The organism is Paraclostridium dentum, assembly GCF_012922555.1.
Lineage (GTDB): Bacteria > Bacillota > Clostridia > Peptostreptococcales > Peptostreptococcaceae > Paraclostridium > Paraclostridium dentum.
In genome coordinates, this window is the sequence record NZ_WIPK01000012.1 from 1 (window position 1) to 19,665 (window position 19,665).

General features: G+C 28.7%; 20 protein-coding genes. 19 read left to right on the forward strand and 1 reads right to left on the reverse strand.

What is annotated here, in order from left to right; all coding sequences use genetic code 11:
• The 13 genes from GFJ41_RS14505 to GFJ41_RS14565 all read left to right on the forward strand — a co-directional run.
• The coding region (locus GFJ41_RS14505) for a hypothetical protein (protein WP_206001569.1) at positions 1-468 on the forward strand (468 nt) is incomplete at its 5' end.
• 1,315 nt (positions 469-1,783) lie between these two features.
• Positions 1,784-3,142, forward strand: coding sequence for a peptide MFS transporter (locus GFJ41_RS14510; protein ID WP_035118149.1), 1,359 nt, complete (start codon positions 1,784-1,786; stop codon positions 3,140-3,142).
• Positions 3,143-3,322: 180 nt separating this feature from the next.
• Positions 3,323-4,423, forward strand: coding sequence for a TlpA family protein disulfide reductase (locus tag GFJ41_RS14515; RefSeq protein WP_035118146.1), 1,101 nt, complete (start codon positions 3,323-3,325; stop codon positions 4,421-4,423).
• A 9-nt stretch (positions 4,424-4,432) separates the two neighbouring features.
• Complete coding sequence (locus GFJ41_RS14520; RefSeq protein WP_021430316.1) at positions 4,433-4,570, forward strand: CD1871A family CXXC motif-containing protein; 138 nt, start codon at positions 4,433-4,435, stop codon at positions 4,568-4,570.
• Positions 4,563-5,393, forward strand: a complete 831-nt coding sequence (locus tag GFJ41_RS14525) for a 4Fe-4S binding protein (protein WP_052169298.1) — start codon at positions 4,563-4,565, stop codon at positions 5,391-5,393. Before GFJ41_RS14520 ends, GFJ41_RS14525 begins: the two co-directional genes overlap by 8 nt.
• Positions 5,394-5,511: 118 nt before the next feature.
• Complete coding sequence (locus GFJ41_RS14530) at positions 5,512-6,096, forward strand: helix-turn-helix domain-containing protein (protein WP_035118142.1); 585 nt, start codon at positions 5,512-5,514, stop codon at positions 6,094-6,096.
• Between the two features lie 120 nt (positions 6,097-6,216).
• A complete protein-coding gene (locus GFJ41_RS14535) occupies positions 6,217-6,513 on the forward strand; it encodes a hypothetical protein (protein ID WP_035118139.1) in 297 nt (98 codons plus the stop codon).
• Positions 6,514-6,706: 193 nt separating this feature from the next.
• On the forward strand, positions 6,707-7,375 hold the full coding sequence (locus GFJ41_RS14540; RefSeq protein ID WP_035118137.1) for a response regulator transcription factor: 669 nt from the start codon (positions 6,707-6,709) through the stop codon (positions 7,373-7,375).
• A gap of 181 nt (positions 7,376-7,556) precedes the next feature.
• The gene (gene murJ / locus GFJ41_RS14545; RefSeq protein ID WP_035118135.1) at positions 7,557-9,101 is read left to right on the forward strand and encodes a murein biosynthesis integral membrane protein MurJ; all 1,545 of its coding nucleotides are present in this window, start codon (positions 7,557-7,559) and stop codon (positions 9,099-9,101) included.
• Between the two features lie 144 nt (positions 9,102-9,245).
• The gene (locus tag GFJ41_RS14550; RefSeq protein ID WP_021430160.1) at positions 9,246-10,010 is read left to right on the forward strand and encodes an ABC transporter ATP-binding protein; all 765 of its coding nucleotides are present in this window, start codon (positions 9,246-9,248) and stop codon (positions 10,008-10,010) included.
• Positions 9,997-11,916, forward strand: coding sequence for an ABC transporter permease (locus tag GFJ41_RS14555; RefSeq protein WP_035118131.1), 1,920 nt, complete (start codon positions 9,997-9,999; stop codon positions 11,914-11,916). Before GFJ41_RS14550 ends, GFJ41_RS14555 begins: the two co-directional genes overlap by 14 nt.
• Positions 11,917-11,926: 10 nt before the next feature.
• Complete coding sequence (locus tag GFJ41_RS14560; protein ID WP_035118130.1) at positions 11,927-12,430, forward strand: transglycosylase SLT domain-containing protein; 504 nt, start codon at positions 11,927-11,929, stop codon at positions 12,428-12,430.
• 104 nt (positions 12,431-12,534) lie between these two features.
• The gene (locus tag GFJ41_RS14565) at positions 12,535-12,867 is read left to right on the forward strand and encodes a winged helix-turn-helix transcriptional regulator (protein ID WP_035118129.1); all 333 of its coding nucleotides are present in this window, start codon (positions 12,535-12,537) and stop codon (positions 12,865-12,867) included.
• Between the two features lie 36 nt (positions 12,868-12,903).
• Here the strand turns inward: GFJ41_RS14565 and GFJ41_RS14570 are convergent, their stop codons facing one another.
• The gene (locus GFJ41_RS14570) at positions 12,904-13,827 is read right to left on the reverse strand and encodes a DUF5692 family protein (RefSeq protein WP_035118127.1); all 924 of its coding nucleotides are present in this window, start codon (positions 13,825-13,827) and stop codon (positions 12,904-12,906) included.
• Between the two features lie 200 nt (positions 13,828-14,027).
• On the opposite strand from GFJ41_RS14570, the gene GFJ41_RS14575 reads away from it, so the two are divergent.
• From GFJ41_RS14575 to GFJ41_RS14600, 6 genes are all read left to right on the forward strand, one after another.
• Positions 14,028-14,378, forward strand: coding sequence for a hydrogenase maturation nickel metallochaperone HypA/HybF (locus GFJ41_RS14575; RefSeq protein ID WP_332841159.1), 351 nt, complete (start codon positions 14,028-14,030; stop codon positions 14,376-14,378).
• A 288-nt stretch (positions 14,379-14,666) separates the two neighbouring features.
• A complete protein-coding gene (locus GFJ41_RS14580) occupies positions 14,667-15,905 on the forward strand; it encodes a sensor histidine kinase (protein ID WP_035118123.1) in 1,239 nt (412 codons plus the stop codon).
• A gap of 11 nt (positions 15,906-15,916) precedes the next feature.
• Entirely contained in the window at positions 15,917-16,651 is a 735-nt protein-coding gene (locus GFJ41_RS14585) for a response regulator transcription factor (RefSeq protein WP_035118121.1), read from the forward strand.
• 296 nt (positions 16,652-16,947) lie between these two features.
• Positions 16,948-18,612 carry a propanediol/glycerol family dehydratase large subunit gene (locus GFJ41_RS14590; RefSeq protein ID WP_170075720.1) on the forward strand — a complete coding sequence of 555 codons (1,665 nt, stop codon included), beginning with the start codon at positions 16,948-16,950 and terminating at the stop codon, positions 18,610-18,612.
• Between the two features lie 16 nt (positions 18,613-18,628).
• Entirely contained in the window at positions 18,629-19,204 is a 576-nt protein-coding gene (locus GFJ41_RS14595) for a propanediol/glycerol family dehydratase medium subunit (protein WP_035118116.1), read from the forward strand.
• A 20-nt stretch (positions 19,205-19,224) separates the two neighbouring features.
• On the forward strand, positions 19,225-19,647 hold the full coding sequence (locus tag GFJ41_RS14600; protein WP_170075721.1) for a diol dehydratase small subunit: 423 nt from the start codon (positions 19,225-19,227) through the stop codon (positions 19,645-19,647).
• Positions 19,648-19,665 lie beyond the last annotated feature (18 nt).

A 19,665-nucleotide genomic window follows, 5' to 3' on the forward strand; every position in this document is an offset into this window, starting at 1 on the left:
TCAGAAGTAGAATCAGAAGTAGCGTCGGCATCGGCATCAGCAGTAGAGTCTGAGTCAGAAGTAGAATCAGAAGTAGCATCGGCATCAGCGGTAGAGTCTGAGTCGGAAGTAGAATCAGAAGTAGCGTCAGCATCAGCATCAGCAGTAGAGTCTGAGTCAGAAGTAGAATCAGAAGTAGCGTCGGCATCGGCATCAGCAGTAGAGTCTGAGTCAGAAGTAGAATCAGAAGTAGCGTCGGCATCAGCAGTAGCATCAGCAGTAGAATCTGAGTCAGAAGTAGAATCAGAAGTAGCATCGGCATCTGAAGTAGAGTCTGAGTCAGAAGTAGAATCAGAAGTAGCGTCGGCATCAGCAGTAGCGTCAGCATCAGAACAAGCTTTAGAATTTGCACACACGTCAGTGTTTATATCTATATCTTCTCTTGAATTTATATCATCATCATCATCGTGCATTGGGTTACAACAATGACTATGTTTTCTCTTTGATTGAGCTTCTTCAAGCATTTTAATTAAATCTCTCAAAGAGCACATTTCTTCTTTATTATTTTTACAACATGGTTTTGGATTAGATCTATTTTCAATTTTTGGTCTACGCATACATTTCTCTCCTATATGTGTTTTTTAGTGTAGGTAGTTTTTATCTACCCATATAATATGTATATAGAATTTTGCAAAATTTGACACTCAAATTAGAGATTTAATGTAAAAAAAAGGAGTATTTTACATAAGTGATTTCAACTTATAGAAAAGTTACATAAAAAGCATGTTAAATTTTTTTATTGTGTACATATAACAGTTAGTTTTCGAATAAGTTTATTGTGAGATAATTAATAATTTATTTAAATTTTCTCACAATAATTTTAAATAAATGAGGAAGTGATGTTTCATGTGAAATTATTTATTTAGAAGTCGTGTAAAGTTAGTTTATTAGGCAATAAATAAGTGTACCAATTTAATAAATAAACTATAAAGATGATATTGATTAATTATAAATTGGACCTTATAGTTAAAACATTTATATTAAAAAGATATATTTGAAAACTAGTTTTTAATATAAAGAATATTTATATTGACAGTAAAAAGTTTTTTTGATAAATTTCTCATAAGGGGGTAAACAGTTTAAGGGAGTGTATAATGTAAATTGTTGGAAAATTGTTAAAATTGGATGTGATTATAATCATCACTTTTATTTTGGCAAAAACGATATAGTACACGCATAAATACTTAACAGGTAAAAGTACTAAAGTTTCAACTAGAATAGTAAAATACTATTTTATAAAATGACTAAATTAAAAATATATAGCTAAAAGTTAATCGTACATATTATTTAAATTCAGCTATATAGACATCTAAAAATTTCTAATGGAGTTTATCAATTCAGACATAATCTTAACAGACTAAATAAAATTAGTTTTCAAACATTTAAAAAGTAACATATAACATCTAAGTGTATCAAACAAGAATCCAAGAGTATTATAAAATAAAAATATTATTAAGTTTGTAGTTTTAAAATCAGTGTTTAAGTCAAAATGGAATCATTACATTTATTTATTATATTCAGAATATTTATACTTAATTGACACTGATGAGTATTAAAAAATGATTAAATTATAACGGTAATAGTTGGAGAGGTATATCCAACAAAATTTAAAAGGGGTAGCTAGTTATCTTTTATAGATACTAGTAATTTGTATATGTAATAGTTAAAGTTTCATTATGTAGGGGTATGTAGTGAAATTACCCATATACAAGAAAATATTATATTAAATATTTTGGAGGGGAATATGGAAAGCGCAGTAAAAAATAAAAAGAAATATCCTTTTGGTTTTTATGTTTGTTCATTCTCTTATACATTAGAACGTATGGCATTTTATTCTTCTAAATGGTTAATTGGAATATTCATAGTTGCGGCAGTTGCAAAGGGAGGACTTGGATTAAGCGCATCGGACGGAGCTAAAATGATTGCCAACTTAGTAGCATTTACTTATGTAACTCCTATACTTGGAGGATTTATAGCAGATAGATGGTTAAGTCCAAGATTATGCGTCCCTATTGGAACAGTACTTATGGGACTTGGATATATGTGTGGATGGCAAGCATCTGCTCAAACATCAATTTCACTTGTATGGGCAATGATAATACTTGTATCAATAGGTACAGGATTATTTAAAGGAAATCTATCAGGTATAAATGGTAGATTATTTGAAAACAAAGAAGACCTTGATGGTGCATTTTCTGTTCAATATTCTTTTGTTAATATAGGTTCATTTATAGGAACTACATTTGTATCTTTTATAGCTTATTCTTCAGTAGGATTTGGAGGAACATTCTTAATATGTGGCTTACTTTTATTCTTAGATACAATATGGTTTGTAGTTGGAGGAAAAGCTTCATTTGGAGAGGTTGGTAAAAAACCATTTAAAGTAAATGAAGATAACGATAACTCTGGATCAGGGGTACAAAGATCTGACGAAGAGCCTTTAACTAAAAAAGATAAATTAAGAGTAGGTGCAATTGTATTTCTTACAGTATTCTCTATAGCATTTTGGTTAGTTTATTACTTAGCGAGTCTACCAATATTGTATCATTGGGGACCAGATTTTGCCGATGCTAATAAAGCTAATTGGATAATAGGAAACTTTAGAGTACCTTCAGCTTGGTTTGACTCATTAAATGCTCTTTCTTGTATAATTCTTGGACCAATATTAGCTATGGTTTGGAATAAGCGTGCAAGATCTCCTAAAGGAGATTTAAGTATGTTTAAGAAAACTGCATTAGGTATGGTATTTTTAGGCTTATCATTTGCTGTAATGGCATTAGCAGAAGTATTAAGAGGAGATGGTCAAGCGAGTTTAATTTGGATAGTTATGTTTGGAGTATTAATGACTCTTGGTGAAATGGTATTTTCTCCACTTGGAAACTCATTTATAAGTAAATTCTCACCTGCTAAAGTGCTAGGATTAATGATGGGTATATGGCCATTTGCAGTATTTATAGCTGCTAAAGCACATGGTTATTTATATGAATTCTTATCAAAATTCTCATTTGCACCTGCATATGCTATGGTAGGAGCTGTAGTAATTGTATGTGGAATAGTACTATGGAGCTTTGATAAAAAACTAAGCAAACTTGTAGAAGATTAATATAAAAAAACATCGGATGCTAAATAGCATCCGATGTTTTTTTACGCTTAAATACTATTAATTTTACTAAAAATGTTAAGGCTTTATTTTTTAAGGTTTATTTAAGCTTAAGTTTAATTACAGTTAAAGTTAATCATTTAAGATAGATATTGTAAATAATAAAAAACGAGGAGAGATAAAATGAAAAGAAGATTTCTAATGACAGGTTTTTTAATAGCGGCTTTAGCGTTAGGGGGATGCAGCAATCTAGGAAGCAAAACTTCTGATAAAAATAAGTCAGCACAAACACAAAGTAGCAATCAAGAAAGTTCTGATGAAACAGTGATACAAGATTTAGGAGTTAAATTTAAGTTACCTACTTCTTGGGAAAAAATTGGTGTTGAAGGAATATTAGCAGGTGAAAATGAAATGTCATTTAGTTTCATATGCCCTGATGATGCAAAAGAAATTGCTGAACTATCTAAGCAAATGGATGAAAAGAAAGTAGCTAACAACGGGAAAAAAGACAAAGCAGATGAAGAAAAATTAATGAATTTATATATGGAAAAAATGAAAAATATAGGTTCTATATTAAGATTAAATAAAAATGATGCTGAGAAAGTATTAAAAAGTGATGAGTATTCCAATTATAGTAAAAAAGATAAAGTTGGAGAGTTAAATAACTATGTGTACTATTTTGTATATAACGAAAAAATAGATGATAGTAACTTATCAGACGCTTCAAAGACTGAGGTTAAAAATATTGAAAAGTCTATAAATGAATTTAAAAATAGTATAAAACCAGTTGATCCTTCTAAAGTAAAATCTAATACTAAAGATGAAAAAGCAAGTGAAGAGAGTATAAATGGAAATATATCTTTTAAATCTAAAACTATACAAGGAAAAAACATAGATAGTTCTATATTTAAAGAGAATAAACTTACAATGATAAATATATGGGGTACATCATGCATGCCATGTATAGATGAAATGCCAGAATTACAAAAATTATCTGAAGAAGTTAAATCTAAAGGTGTTAATGTTATTGGAGTTGTAGCAGACACTCCAGATGAAGATAATGAGGCATTAGCAAAATCAATATTAGATAAGAAAGGTGTTAAATTTGATAATGTAATACCAGATAAAGATTTACATGAGTGGATACTTAAAAATGTTAAAGGAACTCCAACTACAATATTTGTAGATAAAGACGGTAAAATAGTAAGCACAGCTTTAGTAGGAACAGCAAGTAAAGCTGAATATAATGCAAAAATAGATGAAGTCTTAAAATCTATTAAGTAGGATTATTATATGAAAGAGAAATTAACAAGATATATAGTGTTAGCGATGAGTATTTGTTTTATTGTAGTAGGATCTAGTAGGGGTGAGGTTAAAGTAGTATTAAAGAAAGCTGTTAATATATGCTTGGAGTGTATTGGAATTGGATAAAAGGAATATAACTCAATTAATAGCTACTTTACTCACAAATGCTAATTTTAAAGGATTCATTGAAAAAGGTATATATCAAGGAGATACTAAGAAATTATGTGTTCCAGGACTTAATTGCTACTCATGTCCTGGAGCATTAGGTTCATGCCCTATAGGATCATTACAAGCTGTTTTAGGAAGTATAAAGTACAATTTTTCCTATTATATAGTTGGGTTAATGACTTTATTTGGTGTTGTATTTGGAAGATTTATATGTGGATGGTTATGCCCATTTGGATTTTTCCAAGATTTATTATATAAAGTTAAGGTAAAAAAAGTTAGAGTGAACAAAACACTGGATGGAGCTTTGAAATATCTTAAATATGTAATATTATTGGTATTTGTAATAATTTTACCTATGTTAGTAACTAATGAATTTGGATTATCCAAACCATACTTCTGTGAATTTATATGCCCGGCGGGTACTTTAGAGGGAGGTATACCACTAGTACTATTAAATGAATCTTTAAGAAGCACTATAGGATTTTTATATGCTTGGAAGTTATTTATACTTATAGCAATTATTATATTATCTATATTTGTATATAGACCGTTTTGTAGATACCTTTGCCCATTAGGAGCATTTTATTCAATCTTTAATAAATTTAGCTTTTATAAATACAGTATTGATAAAAATAAGTGCGTAGGATGTAATGCATGTACTAAAAAATGTCATATGGAAATAGAAGTTTATAAAAAGCCAAATAGTATAGATTGTATAAGGTGTGGAGAATGTATTAAGTCATGTCCAACTAATGCTATAAAAAAAGGATTTAAATTATAATATTTAAAATAAATTGAGGCATACTTGAATTATCAGGTATGTCTTTTGTTTTACTCTACGATTCGTTTATTGAATAAAATCTTTAAGTAGTTTAAATTATTATTAAGAGGTGGGGCCGATGGATTGTAAAAAAATTGGTAATTTAATTTATCAGTTAAGAAAAGAAAAAAATATGACGCAAAAACAAGTTGCTGATGAAATGAATATAAGTGATAAAACGATAAGTAAATGGGAACGAGGGCAAGGCTGCCCAGATATTTCATTATTACCAGAGTTAGCACAAATATTAGGAACAAGTGTTGATGGAATTTTATCAGGAGAAATAAATTTAAACGAATTCGTAGGAGGAAATATGAACAAATTAAAATTTTATGTATGTCCACAATGTAATAATTTAATGACTGCTACAGGCGATGCGAGTATATCATGTTGTGGAAAAAAAATAGAACCATTAGAAGTTAAAAAAGCAGATGATGAACATTCACTTAATATAGAACCTGTTGAAGATGAATTATTCGTAACTTCTGAACATAAGATGAATAAGGAACATTATATTTCATTTGTAGCATATGTAAGAGGTGATAGAGCACTTATCGTAAAGCAATACCCTGAATGGAATATGCAATTTAGATTCCGTAAACAAGGACATGGGAGATTATATTTTTACTGCACAAATGACGGATTATATTATCAAATAGTTTAAAACTATAAACTAGAGAAGCTCATATCAAACAAGATATGAGTTTTTTTATAATAAACGATTTATAAAGTAACAAGGTGAATAAAAATTCATATTATGATAAAGGAAGGGAGATGAAATACAATGAATACATCTAGAAATGATAGAGAAATGCAGAAAAAGTGTGAAGAATTGATGAATTTTCATATTATTATAGCCATGAAAGATGGATGTAAAATGGATGGTATAATTACAGATGTAGACGACAGTGGGGTAACTATGTTAGTTGGAGAAGATGTAATAGAAAGATCAGACGAAAGTAAGTCAAGACAAATGCCTAGAAGGTTTAGACGATTTAGACGTAGAAGAATTCCATTTGGGTCAATATCTGGATTATCATTATTGCTTTTTCCATTTATTGCACCACCTTTTTTTATCTAGTGGATATCTGTATTAAATATAATTTGAGTAAAAAATACCTATGTTCACATAGGTATTTTTTATTTAGGGAGTAGTTAATAAATTAAAGCAATAAAGTTTTATTAAAAATATTTTTAATAACAATATAATAAAATTTAATTTATTAATATATAATATTTATTAAGGTTAATGATATCTACAGAAAGGATTTCATATGAAAAAGATACTTATAATAGAGGATGAAAAAAATATATCTTCATTTGTAAAAATGGAATTAGAATTTGAAGGATATACAACTCAAGTTATAGAGGATGGGAAACAAGGATTAGATGAAGCTATAAATAAAGATTATGACTTGATTTTACTAGATTTAATGCTTCCAAGTCTTAATGGAATAGAGATATGCAGAAGATTAAAGAAAGAAAAAAATACACCTATAATTATGTTGAGTGCAAAAGATAGTGTTATGGATAAAGTATCAGGACTTCAGATGGGAGCAGATGATTATGTATCAAAGCCATTTGCAATTGAGGAATTATTAGCAAGGATTCAAGTTGTTTTTAGAAGAGAAAATAACGCAAACTCTAAAACTTTAAACTTCAAAGATTTATCTATAAATATAGAGTCTAGATTAGTAAAAAAAGGTGATAAGGAATTAAACTTAACTAATAAAGAGTATGAACTATTATTATATCTTATGGAAAATAAAGAGAAAGTTATATCGAGGCTTATCTTACTAGAAAGTGTTTGGGGATACAACTATGAAACAGAAACAAATGTTGTAGATGTTTATGTAAGGCATTTAAGAAATAAGTTGGACACTGAAGACAAGGAAGAATATATAAAAACAGTAAGATCTATAGGGTACGTAATGAGGTCTTAATAATATTAAAATGTAAAAAACAAAATGTATAACCTGATTTTATTAGGTTACATGTTTTGTTTTTTATTTTGTTTTTAATCAAATTTTCATTTTTAGTTAATTTTATTTTAACTTTTGATAATTATAATAATATGAAGAGTAAAATTAATAAGATTAAATAAAAATATAAGGAGAAGTATGTATGTCAAAAGTAGCAAAAGCAGCTGTCGGACTAATGATAGCTACACTAATAGCGAAAGTTTTAGGGTTTGCAAGAGAGCTTACACTAGCTTCAGTATACGGAGCTTCTGGGACAAGCGATGCATTTTTAGTAGCTATGAATATACCTGCGGTTATATTTGCAGCAATAGGAACCTCTTTAGATACAGCGTTTATTCCTTTGTATCATGATATAAGAAAAAATGGTGGTAAAGAAGAATCAAATAAATTTACAAATAACGTATTAAATACAGTAATACTAATTTGTTTAGGACTTTCTGTGATAGGGTTAATATTTACACCTCAAATTGTAAAATTATTTGCAGTTGGATTTAAAGGAGAGGTATTTGATCAAGCAGTTTACTTTACGAGGGTTATGATGCTTGGATTATCAGTTTTAGGGATGAGTTATATTATGACTGCATATTTACAGGTTAAAGATAATTTTGTAATTCCAGGATTGATGAGTGTCCCAAATAATATTATAGTAATAGCTTCGATTATTTTAAGTGCAACAATAAATATACACTTACTTCCATGGGGAGCTTTACTAGGATTATCATTACAGTTTTTATTCCAATATCCATTTGCGAGAAAAAAAGGATTCAAATACAAGCTATTTGTGGATCTTAATGATAAGTACTTAAGAAGATTACTTTGGCTTGTAATACCAGTTTTAATAGGTGTTGCAGTAAATCAAGTAAGTACAATAGTTGATAGAACTATAGCATCTACGCTTGCTGAAGGAAGTATATCTGCATTAAACTATGCTAGCAAATTAAATCAATTCGTAATGGGTATGTTTATAGTGTCAATTTCATCTGTTATTTATCCTATGTTATCTAAGTTAACTACAGAAAATAATAAAGAAGAATTTTATAAGTCTATAAAAACATCTGTAAATACAGTAACTCTTTTAGTTATACCTATATCAGCAGGAGCTATGATACTTGCTGAACCAATAGTAAAAATGCTTTTTGAAAGAGGAGAATTTGATACAAGGGCTACTCAAATGACTGCTATAGCACTTGTGTTTTATTCTATAGGGATGATAGGTTTTGGACTTAGGGATATACTTGGAAAAGTATTTTATTCACTACAAGACACAAAAACACCTATGAAAAATGCGATAATAACAATTATATTAAATATAGTATTAAATTTATTATTTGTAAGATTTACGAATATGGGTATAGCCGGATTAGCATTTGCAACTAGTATATCTGCTATTGTTACTATAGTATTGTTGTTTATAAGTTTAAGAAAAAAAATTGGACAATTTGGTGGTAAAGAAATTCTAATAGTTTTAATAAAGTCAATTGTATCAGCTGGATTAATGTCAGTAGTTACAATGTTTGTATATAAGTTTTTAGGCGGAATGCTACCAGTTGGAAAATTATATGAAACTATATCATTAGCTATATCTATAGGATGTGGAGCGTTGACATATGGTATATGTATAATATTACTAAGGATAGATGAAGTAAATTTAATTTTAGAGACTGTAAAAAACAAAATAAAAAGATAAGCAAAAAGGTATTGATGAAAATCAATACCTTTTTTATTTTAATAAACTTACAAATATGTAATTTTAATGATAGCTAAATCGATATTAGAAACTGATAAAAGATTATATACTTAGTATTGTAATAATCAAAGGAGGTTAACAAACATGACAAAAATACTTGAAGTTAGAAACTTAATTAAATCATACGGAACACAAAAAAATACACAGACTGTATTAAATGGAATAGATCTTGATATAAACAAAGGTGAGTTTGTAGGAGTAATGGGACCATCTGGAGCAGGAAAAAGTACACTTTTAAATATAGTTTCAACTATAGATACTGCAACTAGCGGAGATGTAAAAATAGAGGGGAAAAACATAACAAACTTAAACAATAAACAAATATCAAAGTTTAGGAGAGAAAGCTTAGGATTTATATTCCAAGATTTTAACTTACTAGATACATTATCAGTAAAAGATAATATTGCACTACCTTTAGCGCTTGCTCGTGCAAATGAAAAGACAATAAATAAAACTGTATTTTCAATTTCTAAAACACTAGGAATTGAAACATTACTTGATAAATATCCTTATGAAATATCAGGAGGTCAAAAACAAAGAACAGCTTGTGCAAGAGCTATAATTACAAATCCATCGTTGATACTAGCTGATGAGCCAACAGGAGCGCTTGACTCTAAATCATCAACAGACCTTTTAAATGCTATGACAAAGTTAAATGAAGAGCAAGATGCAACGATAATGATGGTTACACATGATGCATTTGCAGCTAGTTATTGTAAAAGAGTTTTATTTATTAAAGATGGATTAATATTTAAAGAAATAAATAGAAGAGGAACGAGAAAAGAGTTTTTTAAAGAAATTTTAGATGTATTATCATTGATAGGTGGTGGAGATAATGATCTTATTTAATATAGCTAAGAAAAATGTACAAAAAAATCTTAAAGGATATTTTTTATACTTTTTCTCTATAGTTTTCACAGTTGGAATATATTATGCATTTAAAAATTTACAATATAATCCAAGTATAGATGCAGCTTTATCAGCAAGTTCTAAAGCATCAGCAGCATTTAATGCCGCATCAATTGTAATAGCATTATTTTCAGTACTATTTATATGGTACTCAAATAGTTTCTTTATAAAAAAGAGGAAAAAAGAGATAGGGCTATATGCATTATTAGGAATTGAAAATAAAGAGATAGGGCTGTTATTATTCTTTGAAACATTAATAATAGGAGTTGTTGCCATTGTAATAGGTATAATAGCTGGAGTCGTATTTTCTAAACTTATGCTAGGAATACTTATAAAGCTTATAGGATTAAATTTAAGCATAAATTTTGCAGTTTCAATAAAAGGAGTTTTTGAGACATTTATATTATTCATATTAATATTTTTAGTTATAGCTTATCAAAGTAATAGAATAATATATAAATTTAAGCTTATTGAATTATTTAAAGCTTCAAGCACTTCTGAGAAAGCTAAAAAAGGATCAAAATTATTAGCTATACTATCAATAATATTTATAGTAGTTGGATATGCAATATATCTTTCTACAACAAATGGAATGGATTTAATTCTTGGAGCATTTGCTACATTATTTATGGTAGTTATTGGTACATTTTTATTCTTTAGCTCATTTATGTTTTTTATAATTAAAAGACAACAAAAAAATGGAGCGAATTACTACAAGGGATTAAATATGATATCGACATCTCAATTACTATATAGAATAAAGAGTAATGCAAAGATGTTATCAATAATAGCAATATTAAGTGCTACTACATTAACTGCAATAGGGGTATCTATATCAGTTTACTTTATGAGTTCTCAAGTTGTTGAACAACAGTCACCATACTCTTACACTTTATCACTTGATAATAAAGAGTATATAAAAGAATTTGAAAAGACTTTATCAAATTCAAAAGATCATAAATTAGTTGATAAATTTGTAATTAGATATATAAATTTAGATTCATATAAAAGTAATTCACATGGATTTAAAGATTCATATCAAATAATATCCTTATCAAATTTAAATGAAATATTAAATTTAAATGGAGATGAAAAAATAGGTAATATAAATGACAATGAGTTTGTTCATGTTTACCCTAAAGAAAGAGGATTTGATGCTAAATCATCTATAAATATAAACAATAATGGAAAAGATGTTGAACTAAATCTTAAATCAAATATAGATAAAAAACTATATAATTCATTTAGTCCAGTAGATATGATTGTTGTTTCGGATAACGAATTTGAAAATTTAAAAATAAACAATAAAGTAGAAAATTATTACACATATAATATAACAAATCAAAAAGATGGAGAAGAATTTGATAAAGAAGTATTGAAATTAACAGAAAAATACTATACTGGAGATCAAAAAAGACCAGCTTCAAGTTATGTATTTTCTTATTACAAAACTTTTAAAGATGAATTTACAACTTCAGGAGTTATGGTATTTATAGGTGTATTTGTAGGTTTAGTATTCTTAGTTTGTACAGGTAGTGTAATTTTCTTCAAATTACTATCAGAAGCTCAAGATGAAGCGCCTAGATATACTGTACTAAAGAAAATTGGAGTAGATGAAGATGATATTAAGTCATCTGTATATAAGCAAGTTGGTTTTAACTTCTTCCTACCTTTAGTATTAGGAGGTTTACACAGTATTGTGGCAAATTATGTTGTTTGCAATATGATTGGACAAAATTTATCGATAGTAATGTTATGGACATTAATTCCGTATTCGATAATTTATATAATATATTATTTAATTACTTCTAAGTTCTATTTCAACATAGTAACTAAACAAAATTAGGAGGAATATTATGAAAAAAGCATTATCGATAATAATAATATCACTACTAGTATTAGTAGTAGGAGGCATTGTTGTTGCTAGAACGGCTATATATCCAGTAAAAGATATATCAGAAATAAAATCTATATCTAAAGAGTACAATATTGATCCATACTTTTTAGCTGCTATAGGACACTTTGAATCTAGATTTGATGAAAAAGATTATGAGAAAAATGATAATAATGGGATACTAAGATTTAGTGATGAATCTTCAATAAAATTAGCACATGAATTAAATATGAATAATTTTAAGTCTAGTGACTTAGTAGATGATAAGACAAGTTTAAAATTAGGAGCATATTATTTATCAAAGTTTAAGGATGAAGGTTTAAGTAAAATGGTTCAAGAATGGAATGTAAGAAATAAAGCAGATGATACTATTGATAGAAGAGCATATGCTAAAGAATATTATGTTCCTAAGATACAAAAAAACATAAAAATAATTAAAATTTTATACCCAGAAATGAGTTTTTAATAAAAGCGTAGATTGTTCTACGCTTTTATTTTTGAAATATACAAGTATAATAGGTATAATAAAGTTTAAATTAAAGAAAATTATGATAAGTAGGAGGAGTGAGAATGTACAACGTAGAGGATCTGATATATGATTGTCCGGTTGAAGCTCTATCTAGTATCTTAGGTAAAAAATGGATACCTGCTATAATATGGCAAATCCAAGATAATAAAATAAGATTTGGAGAGTTGCAAAGATCTATAGAAGGATGCAGTAAGAAAATGCTAATTCAACAACTAGAAGTATTAATAGAAAATGGCATCATAATTAATGAAAAAAATACTGATAGTAAAGTGGTTGAATCTATTTATTATTTAAGTGAATCTGGATTAGGCTTATTACCAATAATGAAGAATATGATAACATGGAGTAATAAAAATCTTGAATGTGGTAAATAAAAAAACCATCTCAAATTTATTGAGATGGTTTTTTATTTATTCAGCATATGCTTTTACTTCTTCATAACACTGTAAGTCAGTGTAAAGTTCTGAAGTATATGGATTACGTTTAGTTTTTCTTACTTTATAAACCATATAAATGAATAATGATACATTAGCAATTAAAGCAATTGAACTTATTATAAGCAGAGCAGTTGGATTTTGTGTAGATTTAACTGCAAATTGTGACTCATCAATAAAAGAAGGACATGTCATTGCAAACATACACCATAGTGCAAGTGTTTGAGCACGATGTTGTAGCCAAGCTCCTTTTTTTAGTGTGAAAGCAGCTACAGTTGGAGCAACAAGTAAAGCAATTCCACAATACCAAGCATGATCACTTAAGCAGTTATAAGTATATGCAAAGTTCCAAAGGTCATAAGCTATAATCCAGAACCAGCACATATCTGGCCATAACATATCTTTGCTTTTATCTTTACTAATACATATTCCCATCCAACCTGTTATAGTAATAATATTTAAAATTCCAGCAATACCATTTAAGTAGTTCCAAGAACCACTATATGTCATCATACCTTCAAAGACTTGTCTTGTAAGTCCAAGAGAGCCTATTTGGAAATCACGAGCAACAGCTTCCATAATATTAATTGCAAGTATTAATGGTGGAAAGCATAAAACCCATTTATGCTTAGTAGCTCCATCTATATGGCGTAATAACCAGAAACCTACACAACCAGCTAAGGCAGAGTAAACTTTTGCATAATGGAACCAATCGTTTACACTAGTGCCTTTTGTAGTTTTAGGCCAAACAAAAAATGTAAGAATAATTGGAAGTATTATAAATAGCGAAACCCCACCCCATTTATAACGTCGTCCAATTTCATTTAATACAACCAATACTATAAATACAAAAAATAACATTAGCCAATTTGATATTGGCTGAGATTCGAATAAAAACATTATAATTATCCCCCCATCGAATGTAAAGTGTTTATTCACGAATATTGTAGCACTATTTATTTATAAATGAAAGCGATTTACCAAAAAAAGTAAGAAAACGAACAAAATATATTCCTGAGTAATGAATTGATAAAAATTTGGTGTTATAATACTAGCAAGGGCTTTATATTGGAAATATATCTTAAAAATCATAGGAGTAGGTGAATGACTTGCATGAGTTAGGGGTTGTAATTGAGGTTGTAAAAACTGTAGAAAGAGTTGTATTAGAACAAAATCTAAATAAGGTTGACACAGTAGTACTTCAAATAGGTGAATTATCATCTATGATACCAAAATATATTAGAGAGTGTTATCCAGCTGCAGTTGATGGGACTATGCTACATGACACAAAATTAGAAATAGAAATTTTACCAGGTAACGGTATTTGTAAAAAGTGTAATAAGGTCTTTAATTTACTTGAAAATAATCGTAAATGCCCAAACTGTAATAGTACAGAGTGGGCCATTTTAGGTGGGAAAGAATTTTTTATAAAAGAAATTATTGCTTGTTAAAATTATTAAGTACTCTAAAATTTATGAGCTGTTGCATAGAATAAGTTTGAACTACTATGCTACAGTTCTTTTTTATATATTTTTAATAAAAGAGGAACTTAATACATACTGTTTATAAGAACTGTATCGTATTATAAAAAATTAAATAAGATATTTATACAATATAGATGGATAAATCTATTTTTTGTACTTATAATTAAGTCTTGTAATTTATGGACGAAAAATAATATAATAAAATTAATAAAATATTGGAATTTTGCGAAAACTGGTGAGGAGAGAGATTAAAGTATGAAAAATATACTCCATTTAGATGACATTATAGATATAAAAAAATTTCAAAAAATACAAGATGATATATCAGCTGCTACAGGAATAGCTATAATAACAGTTGACTATATAGGAAAGGCATTAACCAACCATAGTGGATGTAGTGAATTCTGTAAACTTATTAGGAAAAATGAGCTATATTCTCATTTATGTGAACGATGTGATTCAAGAGGGGGAATTGAAGCTGCTAGGTTGAAAAGAACATACATATATATATGTCATAAAGGTCTAATTGACTTTGCTACTCCTATAATTGTTAATGGTCAATATGTAGGAGCACTAATGGCTGGACAAGTTTTAGTAGAGGATGCAAAGACATTATATTTGGAAAATATAGTACCCGTAGAAATAAACTTTGATGGTTCAATGGAAAAAGAAGAATTAGAAAATGCGTACAATAAATTGCCTGTGGTAAGTTTTAAAAAAGTAGAAGCATTAGCAGAAATGATGTTACATATAAGTAATTATATAGTATCAGAATGTTTATCAAAAACACTTCAAAAAGAATTAGATGATAAAAAAGAAGAACTTGAAGAAAATAAAAAAATTACAGAGAAGTTAGAAAAAGAACACAAAGCATATCAATTAAAAGCTCTTCAAACACAGGTGAATCCAAATTTTTTATTCAACTTATTAAATAGCATTTCATCTTTAGCTATAGTTGAAAATGCACCAAAAACTCATGAAATAATATATAACCTATCAAATATGCTAAGGTATGCGTTAAAAAAATCGGATAAAATAATTACTTTAGAAGAAGAGTTTGATTATATAAAATCATATTTGAAACTTCAGAAGATAAGGTTTTCTGAAAGACTAAATTATGAGGTTAACATTGATGACCAATTTAAAAATATAAAAATACCATTTATGATTTTACAAACTTTTGTTGAAAACTCTGTAATACATGGCCTTGAAGAGAAGGAAGATGGCGGTTATGTAAAGGTTTTCTTAGAAAGAGAAGGAAATTATATAGTTATAAAAGTTGAAGACAATGGAATTGGAATTGAGAGAGATCAATTAAATTTAATTCAAAAAGATTTAGATTTAAAAGATTATACGGATATGAATAGTATAGGAATAAAAAGGGCTAATAAGAGGTTGCAGTACTATTATGAAGAAAACTATAAAATAGAAATAAATAGTAAAGAAAATCTTGGGACTTTAGTAAAAATAACTATTTTAAAAAAATATAGCTAGGAGTTGAATACATGGTTAAGATAATGATTGTTGACGATGAAGAATTAGAAAGAGACGCTTTAAGTGTAATTATCAATAAATGTGAAAATGTTAAAATTATAGCTCAAGCTAAAAATGGAAAAGAGGCAATTGAATTAGATAAGCAGTTTAACCCAGAAATTATAATAATGGATGCTAAGATGCCTGGTACAGATGGGATAAAAGCTGCAAAGGTAATAAAGCAAGAAAATATAAATAAAATAGTTATAATGATGATATATGATGATTTTGAATTAATGCATAAATTATTAACTTTAGGCATCGATGATTACATATTAAAGCCTATTAAACCAATTGACCTAATAAATACTGTTAATAAATATATTGTTAATCTAAAAACTAACAACATATTACAAATAGGAAGACATTCAAAAGATAAAAGAGACTTATCAATTAATTCATCTATAGAATACATAAATAATAATTTAGGGAAAAACGTTAGTCTAGAAAAGGCGGCTTCTATATGCAATTTAAGTCCGTGTTATTTTAGTAAAGTATTTAAAAAAGAAGTAGGGATAAATTTTATTTCATATGTTAATGATAAAAAAATAAATAGAGCTAAAGAAATTTTAGAAAATACGGATATTCCTATTACAAATATATCTATTGACTTGGGGTTTGAAGATTGTGGATACTTTATAAGAGTATTTAAAAAATTACAAGGAGTTACTCCGAAAAAGTATAGAGAATTATATAGATCTAAGTAAAAAAGCACTTTACCAATAATTAAAATTAATTACTGGTAAAGTGCTTTTTTAAAATCCAATTTCATAGAAAAGTTTTAATATATTTAGCGAAGGTATAAAAAAGTACTATTTAATTAATAAAAATAGTATTTTTTTATTCTATAAAATAAAAAAGTACTATTTCAATTGATAAAAATTAAACAATAAAATCCGATAACATAGCAAGAATTTGTAATGGAATTAAGGTAAATATATATTAATATTTATTTAACGACAAAAGCCAACAATTTTATTTGAATTAAAGGGAGGAACTATAAGTGAAATCAAAAAGATTCCAAGTTTTATCACAACGTCCTGTAAATCAAGATGGGATTATAGATGAATGGCCAGAAGAGGGATTAGTGGCAATGCACAGTCCTAACGATCCAAAACCATCTATAAAGATTGAAAATGGAAAAGTATTAGAGCTAGATAGTGTAAAAAGAGAAGATTTTGATATGATAGATAGATTCATAGCTGACTATGCGATCAACTTAAATAAAGCTGAAGAAGCTATGAAAATTGATTCTTTAGAAATAGCAAAGAAACTTGTTGATATAAATATTGGTAGAGACGAAATAGTTGAGATAATAACAGCCATAACTCCTGCTAAAGTAGTTGAGGTAGTTTCTCATATGAATGTTGTTGAAATGATGCTTGCACTTCAAAAAATGAGAGCTAGAAAAACTCCTTCAAATCAATGTCATGTTACAAACCTAAAAGATAACCCTGTTCAAATTGCAGCAGATGCAGCAGAAGCTGGATTAAGAGGGTTCTCTGAGCAGGAAACTACAGTTGCTATCGTTAGATATGCACCATTTAATGCATTATCACTATTAATTGGAGCTCAAGTAGGACGTCCTGGGGTCTTAACTCAATGTTCAGTTGAGGAAGCCACTGAACTTGACCTTGGAATGAGAGGACTTACATGTTATGCAGAAACAGTTTCAGTATATGGAACAGAACCTGTATTTACAGATGGAGATGATACGCCATGGTCAAAAGCTTTCCTAGCATCAGCGTATGCATCAAGAGGACTTAAGATGAGGTTTACATCAGGTACAGGTTCAGAAGCATTAATGGGATATTCAGAAGGAAAATCAATGCTTTATCTAGAGGCGAGATGTATATATATAACTAAAGGAGCTGGAGTCCAAGGACTTCAAAATGGAGCAGTAAGTTGTATAGGTATGACAGGTGCAGTTCCGTCAGGAATAAGAGCTGTTTTAGCTGAAAACTTAATAGCATCTATGCTTGATATAGAGGTTGCTTCTGGAAACGACCAAACTTTTTCACATTCAGATATAAGAAGAACAGCGAGAACATTAATGCAAATGTTGCCAGGAACAGATTTTATATTCTCTGGATATAGTGCAGTCCCAAACTACGATAATATGTTCGCAGGTTCAAACTTTGATGCTGAAGATTTTGATGATTACAACGTGTTGCAAAGGGACTTAATGGTAGATGGTGGATTAAGACCAGTATCAGAAGCAGAAACTATTGCAATAAGAAATAAAGCTGCAAGAGCGATACAAGCTGTATTTAAAGAATTAGGATTCCCACCTATAACAGATGAAGAGGTTGAAGCGGCGACTTATGCTCATGGAAGTAAAGATATGCCTGAAAGAAATATAGTAGAAGATTTAAAGGCAGCAGAAGAAATGTTAAATAGAAGAATAGTAGGTCTTGATGTAGTAAAAGCATTAAGTGTTAATGGATTTGATGATATAGCAAACAACATATTAAACATGCTTAAGCAAAGAGTAACAGGGGATTATTTACAAACCTCAGCTATATTAAATACAGACTTTGATGTTATAAGTGCAGTTAACTATAAAAATGATTATAAAGGACCAGGAACTGGATACAGAATAAGTCCAGAAAGATGGGAAGAAATAAAGAATATACCTAACGTAGTAAAACCAGAAGATATAAAATAAGTGAGAGGTGAAAAAAATGGGAAAAATGACAAATCAATATGAAATTAAAGCACTTGAACTTACTGAAACTGGAGAGGCAAAAGTTGGGACTAATGTAGATGAAGTTGTTATAGGATTAGCACCAGCATTTCTAAAATTTCAAACTAAGACATTAGTAGATACTTCACATAGTGAGATATTAACAGAACTTATAGCAGGTATAGAAGAAGAAGGATTAAAGGCAAGAATTGTTAGATTTATAAGAACATCAGATGTTTCATTTATAGCAAATGATGCAGCTAAAATAAGTGGATCAGGAATAGGGATTGGTATACAGTCAAAAGGAACAACAGTTATTCATCAAAAGGACTTATTACCATTAAATAACTTAGAATTATTCCCACAAGCGCCGCTATTAACATTAGATATATATAGATTAATAGGAAAAAATGCAGCTAAATATGCTAAAGGAGAATCCCCTAATCCTGTGCCAACTAAAAATGACCAAATGGTTAGACCTAAATTTATGGCAAAAGCAGCTTTATTCCATATAAAAGAAACTAAATATGTAGAGGTTGGAGCAAAACCGATACAAATAGATGTGAAATTTTAATTTGAAGGGAGAGCAATTTTATGGAACAAAAAAGAATGAATTCTTACGACTACCCTTTAGCTAAAAAAAGAGCTGATGTTATAAAGACACCGACTGGAAAGGGTTTGCAAGAGATAACTTTGGAAAATGTAATAAACGGAGAAATTAAACCAGAAGATGTTAGAATATCTCCAGAAACTTTAGAAATGCAAGCTCAAATTGCTGAAGATATGAATAGAGATGCTATTGCTAGAAATTTTAGAAGAGCAGCGGAGCTTATAAACTTTCCTGATGATAGAATAATTGAAATATATAATGCATTAAGACCATATAGATCAACAAAAGAAGAGCTTCTGGATATCGCAGATGAGGTTGAAAATGTATATGGAGCAAAAGTTAATGCTGAATTTATAAGAGAAGCTAGCGAAGTTTACGAAGAAAGAAAAAAATTAAGACAAGAGTAATATGGTTTAAATTTATGG